This is a genomic window from Bradyrhizobium iriomotense, assembly GCF_018130765.1.
In the GTDB taxonomy this organism is placed as follows: domain Bacteria; phylum Pseudomonadota; class Alphaproteobacteria; order Rhizobiales; family Xanthobacteraceae; genus Bradyrhizobium; species Bradyrhizobium iriomotense_A.
This window is the reverse complement of the sequence record NZ_JAFCJZ010000009.1, coordinates 146,451-161,442: the sequence shown is the minus strand read 5'-3', so window position 1 is coordinate 161,442 and position 14,992 is coordinate 146,451. Positions and strand designations below refer to the sequence as shown.

Annotated in this window: 14 protein-coding genes; 2 read left to right on the top strand and 12 right to left on the bottom strand. The window is 65.6% G+C overall.

All coding sequences use genetic code 11. The features are described 5' to 3' along the window. Positions 1–107: 107 nt before the first annotated feature. From JQ635_RS17640 to JQ635_RS17590, 11 genes are all read right to left on the bottom strand, one after another. Positions 108–464 (bottom strand): hypothetical protein, encoded by a 357-nt coding sequence (locus JQ635_RS17640; RefSeq protein WP_211411105.1) that lies wholly within the window; start codon positions 462–464, stop codon positions 108–110. 59 nt (positions 465–523) lie between these two features. Beyond that, positions 524–1,855 (bottom strand): serine--tRNA ligase, encoded by a 1,332-nt coding sequence (serS, locus tag JQ635_RS17635; protein WP_211411104.1) that lies wholly within the window; start codon positions 1,853–1,855, stop codon positions 524–526. A gap of 194 nt (positions 1,856–2,049) precedes the next feature. After that, positions 2,050–2,862, bottom strand: a complete 813-nt coding sequence (tatC, locus tag JQ635_RS17630) for a twin-arginine translocase subunit TatC (RefSeq protein ID WP_211411103.1) — start codon at positions 2,860–2,862, stop codon at positions 2,050–2,052. Then, a complete protein-coding gene (tatB, locus tag JQ635_RS17625; RefSeq protein WP_211411102.1) occupies positions 2,859–3,374 on the bottom strand; it encodes a Sec-independent protein translocase protein TatB in 516 nt (171 codons plus the stop codon). Before tatB ends, tatC begins: the two co-directional genes overlap by 4 nt. Before the next feature lie 89 nt (positions 3,375–3,463). Further along, positions 3,464–3,697 (bottom strand): twin-arginine translocase TatA/TatE family subunit, encoded by a 234-nt coding sequence (locus JQ635_RS17620; RefSeq protein WP_018642198.1) that lies wholly within the window; start codon positions 3,695–3,697, stop codon positions 3,464–3,466. 165 nt (positions 3,698–3,862) lie between these two features. Further along, the gene (scpB, locus tag JQ635_RS17615) at positions 3,863–4,627 is read right to left on the bottom strand and encodes an SMC-Scp complex subunit ScpB (RefSeq protein WP_211411101.1); all 765 of its coding nucleotides are present in this window, start codon (positions 4,625–4,627) and stop codon (positions 3,863–3,865) included. Positions 4,628–4,648: 21 nt separating this feature from the next. Next, positions 4,649–5,488 carry a segregation and condensation protein A gene (locus tag JQ635_RS17610; protein ID WP_080137487.1) on the bottom strand — a complete coding sequence of 280 codons (840 nt, stop codon included), beginning with the start codon at positions 5,486–5,488 and terminating at the stop codon, positions 4,649–4,651. After that, on the bottom strand, positions 5,485–6,513 hold the full coding sequence (gene nagZ, locus JQ635_RS17605; RefSeq protein WP_211411100.1) for a beta-N-acetylhexosaminidase: 1,029 nt from the start codon (positions 6,511–6,513) through the stop codon (positions 5,485–5,487). Before nagZ ends, JQ635_RS17610 begins: the two co-directional genes overlap by 4 nt. A gap of 46 nt (positions 6,514–6,559) precedes the next feature. Then, a complete protein-coding gene (locus JQ635_RS17600; RefSeq protein WP_211411099.1) occupies positions 6,560–8,110 on the bottom strand; it encodes an SPOR domain-containing protein in 1,551 nt (516 codons plus the stop codon). A 140-nt stretch (positions 8,111–8,250) separates the two neighbouring features. Further along, entirely contained in the window at positions 8,251–10,041 is a 1,791-nt protein-coding gene (gene argS / locus JQ635_RS17595) for an arginine--tRNA ligase (protein WP_211411098.1), read from the bottom strand. Positions 10,042–10,050: 9 nt separating this feature from the next. Continuing rightward, on the bottom strand, positions 10,051–11,259 hold the full coding sequence (locus JQ635_RS17590; RefSeq protein ID WP_211411097.1) for a deoxyguanosinetriphosphate triphosphohydrolase: 1,209 nt from the start codon (positions 11,257–11,259) through the stop codon (positions 10,051–10,053). Positions 11,260–11,382: 123 nt separating this feature from the next. Here JQ635_RS17590 and erpA point away from each other — a divergent pair, with 123 nt between their 5' ends. Then, complete coding sequence (gene erpA / locus JQ635_RS17585; RefSeq protein WP_024342679.1) at positions 11,383–11,712, top strand: iron-sulfur cluster insertion protein ErpA; 330 nt, start codon at positions 11,383–11,385, stop codon at positions 11,710–11,712. A 4-nt stretch (positions 11,713–11,716) separates the two neighbouring features. Here erpA and JQ635_RS17580 read toward each other — a convergent pair whose 3' ends face one another. Then, positions 11,717–14,047, bottom strand: a complete 2,331-nt coding sequence (locus tag JQ635_RS17580; protein ID WP_211411096.1) for an ATP-binding protein — start codon at positions 14,045–14,047, stop codon at positions 11,717–11,719. A 137-nt stretch (positions 14,048–14,184) separates the two neighbouring features. Between JQ635_RS17580 and xth the strand changes: the two genes are divergently transcribed. Beyond that, positions 14,185–14,982, top strand: a complete 798-nt coding sequence (gene xth / locus JQ635_RS17575; protein ID WP_211411095.1) for an exodeoxyribonuclease III — start codon at positions 14,185–14,187, stop codon at positions 14,980–14,982. The last annotated feature ends 10 nt before the right edge of the window (positions 14,983–14,992 follow it).

The window sequence follows — 14,992 nt, the reverse complement described above, 5'->3', positions numbered from 1 at the left end:
GAGAGGTCGATTCCTGAAGCGGGGTTCTGAGCCGTCTTATCCGGCAACGGCCGATCAGGCAAACCGGGCCAATTTCGGCGCCGGCCCGGTTCCAGGGCCTGGTCCCGTTACCGGCGGACGCGCCATTGCGGCAGGAAGCGCGCCAGCCGGCCTTCGACACGCAGCTGCATCGCCCGCGGGACCGGCCTTGCGACGGGCGCCTCGACCACGCCGAGCGCCTCCAGCTGCGCAACGATGGGGTCGGGTGTCTGCGGAAAGCGTTCGCGCGCGACCGTCAGCGCCTTGTCGAAATCAACGGCATTCACACCAGGCTTGGCCCGCCGGCTCTGCACGAGATCGTCGTCCCAGAGCCGCGCGATCTCGATGTCGAGCACACCGCGCAAACGCTGGTCGACGGCCTGGATACCGGCGCCTGTCACCGCCCATTGTCTGCCGACCCAGAAGATGTCGCGATGCAAGGCCATGAGCGGTAGGTTCGCGTTGACGGGACGGCAGGATAGCCAGCCGCCCGATCTTCGCAACCCTACTCGCGCGCGACCACCTTCAACCCGCCCATATAGGGCTGGAGCACGCTGGGGACCGCGATCGAACCGTCCTCCTGCTGATAGGTTTCCATCACGGCGATCAGCGCGCGGCCGACCGCGGTGCCGGAGCCGTTCAGCGTGTGCACGAAGCGCGGCTTGCCGTCGGGACCGCGCGAGCGCGCATCCATGCGGCGGGCCTGGAAGTCGCCGCAGACCGAGCAGCTCGAGATCTCGCGGAACATGCCGCCATCGCCCTGCCCGGGCATCCAGACCTCGATGTCATAGGTTTTTTGCGACGAGAAACCCATATCTCCTGCACAGAGCGTCATCACGCGATAATGCAGGTCGAGCTTCTGCAACACCTGCTCGGCACAGGACAGCATACGCTCCAGCTCGTCCTTGCTGGTCTCGGGCGTCGTGATCGAGACCAGCTCGACCTTGGTGAACTGGTGCTGGCGGATCATGCCGCGCGTGTCGCGCCCGGCCGCGCCCGCCTCGGCGCGGAAGCACGGCGTCAGCGCGGTGAGCCGCATCGGCAATTGCTTCTCGTCGAGGATGGATTCGCGCGCGAGGTTGGTGAGCGACACTTCCGCCGTCGGGATGAGGCCGAGGCGCTCGGTCTTCAGCCGCTCATGGTCTGGCGAGGCGAGCAGCTCGCCCTTGATCGCCCAGAACTGATCGTCCTCGAATTTCGGCAATTGTCCGGTGCCGAACATCACCTCGTTGCGCACCAGCAGCGGTGGGTTGATCTCGGTATAGCCGTGCTCGGTCGTGTGCAGATCGAGCATGAACTGGCCGATCGCGCGTTCGAGCCGCGCCAGCCCCTTCTTCAGCACGACGAAGCGCGCGCCGGAGAGTTTGGCCGCCGCCTCGAAATCCATGTAGCCGAGCGCGGTGCCGAGATCGTCATGCAGCTTCGGCGCGAAGCTGTAGTTGCGCTTGTTGCCGAACACATGGTGCTGCACGTTGCCGTGCTCGTCGACACCATCAGGCACGTCGTCGAACGGAATGTTCGGGATTGCGGACAGCTCTCTGGTCAGCTCCTCGTCGGCAGCCTTCGCGGCCGCCTCGAGCTCCGGCATCGTGGTCTTGAGCTCGGCGACCTCGGCCATCAGCTTGGCCGCGCGCGCCTCGTCCTTCGCCTTCTTGGCGTCGCCGATTTCCTTGGAGGCCGCATTGCGCCGCGCCTGCGCCTGCTCCGAGGCCAGGATCGCCGCCCGCCGCTTCTCGTCGATCGCCAGCAGCGACGCCGACAACGGCTTCAGGCCCCGCCGGGCGAGACCGGCGTCGAAGGCTTGCGGATTGTCGCGGATCGATTTGATGTCGTGCATGGCCGTGGTCCTGGGGAAGCGCGCGAACAGTCAACGTTGTATGTCAACGATTTGCATCGATGCGTCTCCTAGCACTCTGTCATCGCCCGCGAAAGCGGGCGATCCAGTATTCCAGAGACGTCAGTGATTCCCCGAGAGGCCGCGGCGTACTCGATTCCCCGCCTTCGCGGGGATGACACGGGAGGGTGAAGCCCCTACTCCGCCGGTTTCGCCGGCGTCGACACGTCGGTGCCGGTCGCCTGCGACGAGGCCGCCGCCTTCTTCTCCACCATCCCCACCGCGATGATCGAGCCTTCATAGAGCGCCAGCAAGGGGATCGCGAGCGAGCACTGGCTGAGCACGTCGGGCGGCGTCAGCACGGCTGCGATCACGAAGGCGATCACGATGAAATAGCGGCGCTTCTCGCGCAGCATTTTCGACGTGACGATGCCGATGCGGCCGAGCAGCGTCAGGATCACCGGGAGCTGGAAGGCGATGCCGAAGGCGAAGATCAGCGACATCATCAGCGACAGATATTCGCCGACCTTGGGCAGGAGCTGGATCTGCGCGGTCTCGTCGCTGCCGGCCTGCTGCATGCCGAGCGAGAAGCGCACCAGCATCGGCAGCACGACGAAATAGACCAGCGCCGCGCCCAGCACGAAGAAGAACGGGGTCGCGACCAGATACGGCAGGAAAGCCTGCTTCTCATGCTTGTAGAGCCCGGGCGCAACGAACTTGTAGATCTGCGTCGCAACGATCGGAAACGAGATGAAGCCGGCGCCGAACAGCGCAAGCTTGAGCTGCGTGATGAAATATTCCAGCAGCGCCGTGTAGATGAACTTGGAGTTCTCGGGCCCTGCGACCCACACGAACGGCCAGACCAGCACGTTGTAGATCTGCTTGGCGAAGAAGAAGCAGAAGATGAAGGCCACGCCAAAGCCGAGCAGCGCCTTGATCAGCCGCGAGCGCAGCTCGATCAGGTGGTCCATCAGAGGGGCTTTGCTGGCTTCGATATCGGCGTCGGTCATGACGCTTTGGCGTCCTTGATCGGTTCGGATGGCGCGGCGTCCTGCGCGACCTTTGCCTGCTCGACTTCACGCGTGATGGCGAGCGGCTCGTCCACCGCCGCATGCGCCTCGGCTTCCACGAAGGTCGCGGGCGTCGGCGCTTCCGGAGTCGTTGGTGTGACAGGCGCGTCACTTGAAGTCGCCGGCGGTTCGACAGCGGCGGGAGCCGGCGTCTCGGCCGGCTTGTCCAGCGCATCGACGCGAAGCGCGTCGCTGACGTCCTTCTGCAGCGAGGTCAGCGGATTGAAGCCGGTGGCGGCTTCCTTGACCTCGTCAAAGCTCTTCTTGAGGTCGGCCATCTCGGCCTCGCGCATCGCCTCCTGGAACTGACCCTGGAATTCGGCGGCCATCTTGCGGGCCTTGCCCATCCACTGTCCGACCATGCGCAGCACGCCCGGCAGCTCTTTCGGGCCGATGGCGATCAGGGCCACGACCCCGATGAGGACCAGTTCACTCCACCCGATGTCGAACATGAGGTCTTCCGTTCACGCGAAGCCGCAACCGGCCCAATCCCTTGCGCGCAGGATCGGGGCCGCTACCCGCGTCTCGCGTGCTCTCTGGCTCAGACGGCCTTGCTGCCGACGTCGGACCGGGCCGCGGTCGGCGCGGCGTTGTGCTCGATGGACTTGGCCGGCTCGGGCTTCTCGGCAGGCTTGTCGTCGTCCTGCATGCCCTTCTTGAACGCCTTGATGCCCTGCGCCACGTCGCCCATCAGATCCGAAATCTTGCCGCGGCCGAACAGCAGCAGGACCACTGCGATCACCAAGATCCAGTGCCAAATGCTGAGTGAACCCATCCTGCAACCCTCCAAACGCGCATGGCCGGGGACCCGGCCGATCTTCACCGAAACCTAGGCTTGGCGGGTGTCAAAAACAAGGACCAAGGCAGCGCCAATTCGCTGTTGGCGCTACGTAATCTTGCTAGTGTTAACCTGTCGCAGGGCCCGCAAACGGACGGTACGTCAGTCCTCGGCGCCGCCCTCGCTGCCACCTTCGCCGCCGCCCTCATTGCCGCCTTCCGGCGCCTCGGGCTCGACCGCCGGCGCGAGCGCCAGGTCGAGGTCCTCGCCCGGTTCCAGCGGATCCTCGTCCTCACGCAGCGCCGGATCATCGGACGGCGTCGGCACGCTGAAGCCCGTCGGCAGGCGCGAATCCAAGAGGCCCGTGCCCTTCAGCTCTTCCAGGCCCGGCAAATCGCCGAGCTGTTCCAGGGTGAACTGCGACAGGAAGTCCTCGGTGGTTCCGAAGGTGAGCGGACGGCCGGGCGTCTTGCGACGGCCGCGCGGCTTGATCCAGCCGGTCTCCAGCAGCACGTCGAGCGTGCCCTTCGAGGTGACGACGCCGCGGATCTCCTCGATCTCGGCGCGCGTCACCGGCTGGTGATAGGCGATGATCGCCAGCACCTCGATCGCCGCGCGCGACAGGCGCCGGGTCTCGGTGCTCTCGCGCGTCATCAGCCAAGCGAGATCGCCGGCGGTGCGGAAGGTCCATTTGTTGGCGACCCGCACGAGATTGACGCCGCGCGAGGCGTAGTCGGCCTGGAGCTGCTCGAGCGCGGCCTTGACGTCCACGCCGTCAGGCATGCGCTTGGCCAGCGTCGCGGTATCCAGCGGCTCGGTCGAAGCGAACAGCAGCGCTTCCAGCAGCCGTAGCTCTTCGGGACGTGCCTGGGTCTCGTTCTCCATCGGCTCGGCCTCTTCTACCCGCACTTCAGCCAGGCTTGCCATGGCAGATTCTCCTTCTTGCACTTAAGCGACCGGCGCGTCGGGCGCAGGAGCTGCGTCCGGAACCGGTTTGTGGCGCCCTTTCCGGAAATAGATCGGCGCAAACGCCTCTTTCTGATTCAGCTCGAGCTGACCTTCGCGCACCAGCTCGAGCGCGGCGGCGAAGCTCGATGCGAACACCGTCGCGCGCTGCGTGGGATCGGCGACGTGCCGGATCAGGAAGTCGTCGAGAACGCCCCAGTCGTCCTGCTCGGTGATGCTGCCGACCAGCCGCTCCAACGTGGCGCGCGCTTCCGCAAGCGACCACACCGTGCGCTTGGCCAGATGCACGCTCGCCAGCACGCGCGACTGCCGCTGCGAGGCATAGGCCGTGAGCAGGTCGTAGAGCGTTGCGGTGTATTTGGGATGCTTGATCTCGGCGATCTGCTCGGGCTCGCCGCGCGGGAAGATGTCGCGCTGCAATTGCGGCCGGTTCATCAGCCGGTTGGCGGCTTCGCGAATGGCTTCCAGACGACGCAGGCGATTGGCGAGCGCGGTCGCCATCTGTTCGGCACTCGGCCCTTCCGCACTCGGCGGCTCCGGCAGCAGCAGGCGCGATTTCAGGAAGGCGAGCCAGGCGGCCATGACCAGATAGTCGGCAGCAAGCTCCAGCCGGATTTTTCGCGCGGCTTCGATGAAGTGGAGATATTGGTCGGCCAGTGCCAGGATCGAGATCTTGGCGAGATCGACCTTCTGCTGCCGCGCCAGCGCGAGTAGCAGATCGAGCGGGCCTTCATAGCCCTCGACGTCCACAACCAACGCCGGCTCACCCTCGGCGAGCTCTGCGGGCCGCCCGGTTTCAAACGATAGGATTTCTGCGGTCATGCGGATGCCGTGTTTGCCCGTGCGATCAATGCGTCCAGTTCAGCGCGTGCGGCCGCCCGATCGAACGGCTGCGGCGGCTTGCGCGCGGCGAGCGCGGCTGTCGCCCGCGCCAGCGCCTTGCCGGACAGTTCCGGCGTCTGACTGGCGACCTCGCGCATTTCATCGATGTTGCCGTTGCAATGCAGGGCCACGTCGCAGCCGGCCGCGAAGATGGCGCGGGTCCGCTCGGCGATGCTTCCTGCCAGCGCGTTCATCGACACGTCATCACTCATTAACAAACCCTGGAACCCGATTGCGCCGCGAATCACCTGAGCAATCATTGTCGCAGATGTCGTCGCCGGATGGGCGGGGTCGACCGCGCTAAACACAACATGTGCAGTCATGGCCATCGGCAGATCCGCGAGCGGCTTGAACGCGGCGAAATCGGTCCGTTCCAGTTCGTCCCGGGGCGTATCGACCGTTGGCAGCTTGAAATGGGTGTCAGCGGTGGCGCGGCCATGGCCGGGGATATGCTTGAGGACAGGCAGTACGCCGCCCTGCTCCAGCCCCTCGGTGACCGCGCGGGCGATCGCTGCGACCTTGGCCGGCGAGGTGCCGTAGGCCCGGTTCCCGATCACGGCGTCGGCGCCCTCGACCGGCACGTCAGCCAGCGGCAAGCAATCCACGGTAATGCCGAGATCGGCGAGATCGGCCGCGATCAGCCGGGCGCTGAGCCGCGCCGCGGTGAGCCCGAGCGCCGAATCAGTGTCGTACAAGGTCGCGAATACGGCCCCCGGCGGATAGACCGGCCAGTGCGGCTGGCCGAGCCGCTGCACCCGTCCGCCCTCCTGATCGATCAGCACGGGCGCGTCGGGAGCATTCGCCACCGAGCGCAATTCCGCAACGAGCGCAGCAACTTGCGCCGGCGTCGCGACATTGCGCTTGAAGAGGATGAAGCCCCATGGGCGCTCGGCACGGATGAACTCCCGCTCGGCGGCGGTCAGTTCGGTTCCGGATACGCCGGTAATGAAGGCCCGCGTGCTCATAACGGCCGATTAACCCTGCCCCGCGAGGGGGTCAAGGAAACGGCCGTTAATTCCTCTGGATGAAGCAGGTCGGCAAGCCGGCAGACTTCAGGCTGTTGCAGGCCTGCGTCGCTTCTTCGGCCGACGCATAGGGACCAGCGAACGCGCGGTAGACGATCCCCTTGCCCTTGTCGGTGAGATCGACCCGCTTGATCACCGGCGCGCGCGATCCAAGAACGCTGCCGTACTTGCTCTGAAGCACCCGGTAGGAGGCGTGCGCGCTGTCCTCGGTCTGCTGCGAGGAGACCTGGACGATGAAGCCGCCACCACCACTGCTCGCGGGTGCAATTTGCGTCGGATTGGTCGCAGCCATCCGCTGCGGCGGCTCGGCCGCCGGTACCGATTGCGGCGCCAGCGACATCGGCTGGTTGGCGCTGGCATTGGCCGAGGTTGGCGGATTACGCGGCGCGGCCGGCGCAGCAACAGACTTCGGCGCGGCTACTGCCGGCTTGGCAGCGGCCGATTGCGGCGTGGCGCTGTCGGTCTGATCACCCTTCACGGCCACGGTCCTGATCGGGCGCGGCGAATTGTTCGGCAGCGTTCCGTTGCTCGGGATCGGACCTGCGCTCAGCGGCGGCGCCGTGGACGGCGACACGCTCGCCACCGGCGGCGGATTCGCATTCGGATTCAGCGGCGGGAACACCACGCGGGGACCGCCTGCCTTGGCGTTGACGTCGACAGGCGCCTCCTCGCGCGGCACGATCTTCTCGGTGCCGTCGCCCGTAACCATGCGATCCGGCACCTTGGCCGAGGAATCCGTCGGCGCCGGCACGATCTTGGTCGGGGTGTTGTCGGCCTTGATGATCGGCGGCTCGCCGCTGCGGGGCGAGCCCACATAGGTCTTGTAGGCGAAGGCCGCGCCGGTGCCGACCACCGCAAGCGCGAGGATGGCCGCGACAGTCATCATGCCGCCGCGCTGCTTCTTCGGCTCGTCGAGGTCGGCCTCGGGATAGTCGCTCTGGAACGCGTAAGGATCGTCCGGATAGGCCGGATCGCGCTGGTAGTCCTGCTCGCCCGTCTCCAGGCGGCCATAGAGCGCATCGTCGTAGCGCGACGGATCGGGCTGCTGATGCGGCTCCTGGTAGGCCTGGTCCTGCTGATAGGCTTGAGCCTGATAAGCCTGATCCTGGTAAGCGTGATCCTGATAGGCCTGCGGCTGATGAAAATCAGGCTCAGGCGCGGCCGGCTGAGCGGAATAGCGATGCAACGGATGAACCGGACTGACAGAAACGGGATAGTCCGGCTCCGGCGCGGGTGCCGGCTGCGGCTGCACATTGGCGCGGCGCATCCATGACGGCGGCCCGGGCGGAGGCGGCGCGGCCGGCTCGGCATAGTCCTGCTGATAATCGTCCTGGCTATAGTCGTCCCGATAGCCCTGCGAAGGCGCGGGTGGTGTCGGCGAGTGGGCGCCGGGTCGCCCCTGTGCTGCGAACGGATCGGTCTGGCCAATCAGGCGGGCGAGTTCGGCCAACGGATCGTTTTCCGCCTTTCCATGCTGATCGCCGCCGCGACCATAGTCATCGGAAGGAAACGGTCTGTCGTGATATCGTTCGGCCATCGTGATGATGCGTCCCTTCGGGAAAGCCGCGCGCCCCTCGACCAAGGCACGGCTTTCGACCCACAAGGCTTTCAACCAAGTCTAAGCGATCCGGCTTCTGCCGGTTACCCCCGAATTCCCCTTAAGTAGTTCGCCCCAAACTACCGCATCTCGTCCGGAGCATGGACGCCGAGGATGGCGAGGCCCGATGCCAGGACAGAGACGACGCCCTGGACCATGGCCAGTCGCGCCTTTGTAAGATCTGCATCATTATTGATAATGAAGCGTAAATAGGGCAAATCGCGCCCCTTCGTCCAAAGCGCGTGAAATTCGCTCGCTAAGTCATAGAGATAAAAGGCAATTCGGTGCGGCTCATGGGCCGCGGCGGCGGCTTCCAGCATGCGCGGATAAATTGCGAGGCGCTTAAGAAGGTCGAGTTCCACTGGGTCCGACAGCCGCTCCACGGCCGACTCGCTGAGCCAGGCGATGCGCTCGCCGGCATCTTCGGGGAGATTCGGGAACACCTCGGCCCGGGCGTTGCGGAAGATCGAGTGGCCACGGGCATGGCCGTACTGGACATAGAACACCGGGTTGTCGCGCGACTGCTCCATGACCTTGGCGAGGTCGAAATCGAGCACCGCGTCGTTCTTCCGGTACAGCATCATGAAGCGGACGGCGTCCTGGCCGACCTCATCCACCACCTCACGCAAGGTGACGAAGTCCCCGCTCCGCTTCGACATTTTCACCGGTTCGCCGTTGCGCAGCAGCTTCACGAGCTGGACGATCTTGACGTCGAGCGAGCCCTTACCCGAGGTCGTCGCCTTCACCGCCGCCTGCATGCGCTTGATGTAGCCGCCATGGTCGGCGCCCCAGACATCGATCATCTCCGCAAAGCCACGGTCGAACTTGTTCTTGTGGTAGGCGATGTCGGAGGCGAAGTAGGTGTAGGAATTGTCCGACTTGATCAGCGGCCGATCGACGTCGTCTCCGTAAGCGGTCGCCTTGAACAGCAGCTGCTCGCGATCTTCCCAGTCCTCGACCGGCGCGCCCTTCGGCGGCGGCAGGCGGCCTTCGTAGATGTCGCCCTTGGCCTTCAGGAAATCGATGGTCTCGGCGACCTTGTTGTTGCCGGTCTCGATCAGCGAGCGCTCGGAGAAGAACACGTCGTGACGGATGTTGAGGGCGGCGAGATCGTCCTTGATCTCGTCCATCATCATCGCGATCGCCTTGGCGCGCACCGTCGGCAGCCATTCGGCCTCGCTCTTCGCCAGCAGCTTGTCGCCGTGCTCCTTTGCCAGCACCTCACCCACCGGCTTCAGATAGTCGCCGGGATAGAGGCCCTCCGGGATCGCGCCGATGTCCTCGCCGAGCGCCTCGCGGTACCGCAGGAACGCGGAGCGTGCGAGCACGTCGACCTGCGCGCCGGCATCGTTGATGTAATATTCACGCGTGACGTCATGGCCGCCGAACTGGAGCAGGCTCGCCAGCGCGTCGCCGAACACGGCGCCGCGGCAATGGCCGACATGCATCGGCCCGGTCGGATTGGCCGAGACGTATTCGACATTGACCTTGGAGCCGCCGTGGACGCGGCCGTAATCGGGGCCCTCGCGCAGCACCGTCCGCAGCGCCTCGGCCCAGGCGGCGGGCTTCAGCGTCAGGTTGATGAAGCCGGGACCGGCGACATCGACCTTGGCGATCAGCGCATCAGTGCGCAGCCGCTCGGCGATCTGCTCGGCGAGATCGCGCGGCTTTGCCTTTGCCTCTTTCGCAAGCACCATCGCGGCGTTGGTCGCCATATCGCCATGGGACGCATCGCGCGGCGGCTCGACCACGACGCGGGAGAAATCGATGCCCTCGGGCCAGCTGGAATCCGCCGCGAGCGCGCGGCAGGCGGCGTGCACGCGTGCGAGCACATCGGCGAACAGATGCAGGGATGAGGATGTCTGGGGCATGGCCGCCGCCTAACGCAAATCCGGGGTCGAGTCAAAAAGCCGCTGGTGCTCGGTCAGGGCGAAACGGTCGGTCATTCCGGCAATGAAATTGCCGATCCGCCGGGCCCGGTCGCCCTCGTCGTCGGCCTCCGCGCCCAGCAGCCATTCCGGCGGCAGCTCGGCAGGCGATTTCAGGTATTTTGCGAACAGGTCGAACAGGATCTGCTCGGCCTCCCCCATCACCCGCATCACCCGCTTGTGGCGGTACATGTGCTGGTACAGGAAGCCCTTGATGGCGGCCTCCTCCTCGGCGACCTCCGCGGGAAAGGCGACCAGCGCCCGGCTCTGCTGGCGCACGTCCTGGGCCGATTGTGGCCTGGTGGCGGCGAGGTTCTTCTGCGCCTCGGCGAACACCGCGCCGATCAGATGCGAGATCAGCTCGCGCACGAGCTCGGCGCCGCGCCGGACGTCTTCAAGATCGGGATAATGGGCAGCAATGCCGGCAATGATCTCGGCGGTCAGCGGCATGACCTTGAGATCGTCGAGATCGAACAGGCCGGCGCGCAGGCCGTCGTCGATGTCGTGGGCGTCATAGGCGATGTCGTCAGCGATCGCGGCGACCTGGGCTTCGAGCGAAGCAAAACTCCACAATTCGAGATCATGGACCTTGATGTAGTCGGCGATCCCGACAGGAATGCCATGCTCGCGATAGCGGCCGGCCGGCGCGCCGCTGCGATCGGTCAGCGGGCCGTTGTGCTTGACGATGCCTTCCAGGGATTCCCAGGTCAGGTTGAGCCCGTCGAATTCGGGGTAGCGGTGCTCCAGCGCCGCAACGACGCGCAAGGCCTGGGCATTGTGATCGAAGCCGCCGAACTCCTTCAGGCAGGCGTCCAGCGCCCGCTCGCCGGCATGGCCGAACGGCGGATGGCCGAGGTCGTGGGCGAGCGCCAGGGTTTCAGTGAGATCCTCGTCCAGCCCGAGTTGCCGGGCCAGCGCGCGGGCGATCTGCGCCACCTCCAGCGAATGGGTCAGCCGGGTGCGATAATGGTCGCCCTCGTGGAACACGAAGACCTGGGTCTTGTATTTGAGGCGGCGGAACGCGGTGGAATGGATCACCCGGTCGCAATCCCGCCGGAACGGGCTGCGGGTCCGGCTCGGGGGCTCCGCGACCAGCCGGCCGCGGCTGCGATCGGGGTCGCAGGCATAGGGCGCACGGGGGGCTGCCATTCCGACGGACACGGCGAATTTAGTCCCTATCCATTTGATTCTGCGTATGGTGGCACTTAACTATGTCAGGCGCGGGATACCAAATGAATTGGGCAAGTGAACTTGGTATGACTGCGGGACTATCGGAGACCAGCAATGACGACTGCCGTGACCATCAGTGACCGGGCCGCACGCCGGATTGGGGAGATCCTCAAGGGCGAAGGGTCGGGCGCGATGCTGCGCATCTCGGTCGAGGGCGGTGGCTGCTCCGGCTTCCAATACAAATTCGACATCGACCGTGCGCGCACTGACGACGATCTCGTGATCGAGCAGGACAACGCGGTGGTGCTGGTCGATTCCGCCTCGCAGCCGTTCCTGGCGGGCTCGCAGGTCGATTTCGTGGACGATCTGATCGGCGCCTCGTTCCGCGTCAACAATCCGAACGCGACGGCGTCCTGCGGCTGCGGCACCAGCTTCTCGGTCTGACCGGTCAGACGCCGGTCATCTGCCTTTCCTCGTCCGTCCACTCCACGTCGCCCGACAATAGCGCCGGCTGAAGCGGTGCGTCCTCCGACACCATCTGGCCGTTCAGCGCGCGCAGCAAGGCTTCGACCAGCGCCGGCTTGCGCAGCGGCTTGGCCAGGAAATCCGACATCCCGGCCTCGCGGCAGATCCTGACGTCTTCGGGGAAGGCGTTGGCGGTGAGCGCGACGATCGGCAGGGCCTCGAAGCGGCCGCCCTGCGCGCGGATCGCGCGGGTTGCGGCCAGGCCGTCCATGTCGGGCATGCGCACGTCCATCAGCACCACGTCGTAGTCGACCTCAGAGACCGCCGCGACGGCTTCGACGCCGTCGGTGACGACGCGCAGCTCGACGTCGAACGCCCCCAGCATCTTGCTCACGACCATGCGGTTGACGGCATCGTCCTCCGCGACCAGCACCTTGAGCGGCTGGTCGAGTTCGGCAATGCGCGCTTTCAGCTCCTCTGCCTCATCGCGCTCGGCCGTCGCATCGGAGGCCTGCGCCTGGCTCCAGGGCAGCACCAGCGTGAAGCGGAAGGTCGAGCCCTCGCCCGGCGTCGAGGTGACGCCGATGGTGCCGCCCATCTGCTCGATGATGCGCCGGGAGATCGCAAGGCCGAGGCCGGTGCCGCCGAAGCGGCGGCTGATCGAGGCGTCAGCCTGGGCGAAATCGCTGAACAGCAGGCCGAGCTTCTCAGGCGCGATGCCGATGCCGCTGTCGGTCACCGTCCATTCGACGGTCGCCAGCAGATCGCGTCGCGCCTGGCAGGTGACCGCGATCGTCACTTCGCCTTCATCGGTGAACTTCACCGCATTGGAGGCAAGATTGAGCAGCACCTGGCGGATGCGCGCGACGTCGCCGCGCAGCGTCGGTGGCAGGTTCGGATCGAGCTCGACCTTGATCGTGAGACCCTTGCTCTTGGCGCTCGCGCGCACCACGGTCGCAACCGTCTCGGCCAGCGCCTGCGGCGCGAAGTCGATCGCCTCGAACTGGAAGCGTCCGGCTTCCAGCTTGGACAGGTCGAGAATGTCGTTGAGGATGCGCTGCAGATTGTCGCCGGACTCGCGGATCGTGGTGACGGCCTCGTGCTGCTCCGGATCGAGGTCGGTTTCCAGCAGCATGCTGGCGAGCCCGAGCACGCCGTTCATCGGCGTGCGGATCTCGTGGCTCATCACCGCGAGAAAATCTGACTTGGCGCGGCTTTCGGCCTCGGCCTTTTCGGCGCGCCAGCGCTCGGTGACGTCGCGACCGAAGCCGCGATAGCCCAAAAATTGCCCGTCACGGTCATAGGCGGGCTTTGCCGTCAGCGACCACAGCCGCGCCTCGCCGCCGGCGACGACCTTGAGGTTCATCTCGTGCAGCGGCTCGTTGTGCTCCATCAGGCCGACGACGTTGTAGGCCGCGGTCTTATCCTCGGGGCAAAGCATGTCGAGCACGTCGGCGAAATGCGAGCCCTTCAGCAGCGGAAGCGGCAGCTGCGCGACATCGGCGAAGCGCTGCGGCACGTCGATCAGATGTCCCTCGGCATCAGTCTGCCACAGCCAGTCGCTGGCGTTCTCCTGAAAATCTTTCAGCAGCAGCGAGATGATCTCGGTCTGCCGCTCGAGCTCGAGCTGGGCCTTGAGATTGCCGAGGAACAGATTGCCCTGCGAGACGATGTTGCGCGCCATGAAGAACGCGAACAGCAGCAGGAACACCGCGGTCACCAGATAGGGCCCGGTGCCGCACAGCAGCAGCGCGCCGGTGCAGGCGACCGTCATGGTGGCGAGATAGACGAGCCCGGCGCGGGGAAAGGTCGAGAGCATAAAGGCGCCGCCCGACATCATGCCCACCATCAGGCAGGCGAGGAGGAGCTGGCTGGTCGGCTCGATGCGGCTGAACAGCGCCAGCGGCAGCGTGCCCCAGATCGCGGCGAGGAAAAAGGCCTGCCGCATCATCTGCCGCGCGGCGCGGGGCGATGCTTCCTGCGGCGGGTTTTGATGCGACCGCCGCCAGGCCCGCACCGCGAGCGAGGCGGTGACGGCAAGCGTCATGCCCCAGATCGCGAGAAAGTCGTTCCAGCCCCGGCCCCAGAACAGGATCAGCACGATGGCGACGTTGAGCATGGTGACGGCCATCGTCACCGGGATCAGCCGCGTCACGGCGTCAATCTGCTTGGCGCGGATGCGGCGCATCTGCCGTTCGCTGAGATCGGCGGTGAGGCCGTCCTCGATCTCGAAGCCGCCGAGCCAATACAGGAACGCGCCGACGAGGCCGTCGCGCGGCTCAGGGCGTTGTGAAGTCTCGACCGGCCATCCCATTCCAGCGGAACCTTTCCCGTATCAATGGCCTGCGGCCCGCTTAAGCCGGGTTAATTTTGTGGGAGATTTTGCGGCGTCCTTGACGGGCACGTTTGCATTTTGTTCTAACCATGGCCCCTGCCTGGAGCCCTCCCCCAATGCCCATCAGAGTTGCCACTTGGAACGTGAATTCGGTCCGGCAGCGGATCGATCTCCTCCTGACCTGGCTGAGGGAGTGCCAGCCGGACATCGTCTGCCTGCAGGAGATCAAATGCGTCGACGAGGCCTTCCCGCGGCTGGAGATCGAGGCGCTGGGCTACAACGTCGTCACCCACGGGCAGAAGACGTTCAACGGCGTCGCGCTGCTCTCGAAGCTCAGGTTCGACGAGACCAAGTCGGGGCTCGCCGGCGACGACGAGGACACCCATGCCCGCTTCCTCGAGGGCGTGGTGACGCTCAAGTCCGGCGTGCTGCGCATCGCCTGCCTCTATCTGCCCAACGGCAATCCGGTCGGGACCGAGAAATATCCCTACAAGCTCAAATGGATGTCCCGGCTTCTTGAGTATTCGAAGGAGCGCCTTAAGACCGAGGAGCCGCTGATCCTCGCAGGCGACTTCAACGTCATCCCGCATGCCCGCGACGTCTCCAATCCGGCCGCCTGGACCGAGGACGCCCTGTTCAAGACCGAGACGCGGGAGAGCTTTCAGTCCCTGCTCGGCCTCGGCCTGACCGACGCCTTGCGGGCCGTGACCGACGAGCCGGGGCTCTACACGTTCTGGGACTACCAGGCAGGCGCCTGGCAGAAGAACCAGGGGCTGCGCATCGATCATCTGCTGCTGTCGCCGCAGGCCAGCGACAAGCTCGCCAATGTCGGAATCGACAGCTATGTGCGCGGCTGGGAGAAGCCGTCGGACCACGTGCCGGTGTGGGCGGATCTGGATCTGGAGGCGGCGTAAGCTACGTCGA

Bases quoted from the DNA above. Each gene is read 5' to 3' on its own strand.
- tatC (WP_211411103.1), bottom strand. From the start codon at position 2,862: ATGACCGACGCCGATATCGAAGCCAGCAAAGCCCCTCTGATGGACCAC.
- xth (WP_211411095.1), top strand. From the start codon at position 14,185: ATGCCCATCAGAGTTGCCACTTGGAACGTGAATTCGGTCCGGCAGCGG.
- nagZ (WP_211411100.1), bottom strand. From the start codon at position 6,513: ATGAGCACGCGGGCCTTCATTACCGGCGTATCCGGAACCGAACTGACC.
- JQ635_RS17600 (WP_211411099.1), bottom strand. From the start codon at position 8,110: ATGGCCGAACGATATCACGACAGACCGTTTCCTTCCGATGACTATGGT.
- serS (WP_211411104.1), bottom strand. From the start codon at position 1,855: ATGCACGACATCAAATCGATCCGCGACAATCCGCAAGCCTTCGACGCC.
- JQ635_RS17620 (WP_018642198.1), bottom strand. From the start codon at position 3,697: ATGGGTTCACTCAGCATTTGGCACTGGATCTTGGTGATCGCAGTGGTC.
- argS (WP_211411098.1), bottom strand. From the start codon at position 10,041: ATGCCCCAGACATCCTCATCCCTGCATCTGTTCGCCGATGTGCTCGCA.
- erpA (WP_024342679.1), top strand. From the start codon at position 11,383: ATGACGACTGCCGTGACCATCAGTGACCGGGCCGCACGCCGGATTGGG.
- JQ635_RS17580 (WP_211411096.1), bottom strand. From the start codon at position 14,047: ATGGGATGGCCGGTCGAGACTTCACAACGCCCTGAGCCGCGCGACGGC.
- JQ635_RS17640 (WP_211411105.1), bottom strand. From the start codon at position 464: ATGGCCTTGCATCGCGACATCTTCTGGGTCGGCAGACAATGGGCGGTG.
- tatB (WP_211411102.1), bottom strand. From the start codon at position 3,374: ATGTTCGACATCGGGTGGAGTGAACTGGTCCTCATCGGGGTCGTGGCC.
- scpB (WP_211411101.1), bottom strand. From the start codon at position 4,627: ATGGCAAGCCTGGCTGAAGTGCGGGTAGAAGAGGCCGAGCCGATGGAG.
- JQ635_RS17610 (WP_080137487.1), bottom strand. From the start codon at position 5,488: ATGACCGCAGAAATCCTATCGTTTGAAACCGGGCGGCCCGCAGAGCTC.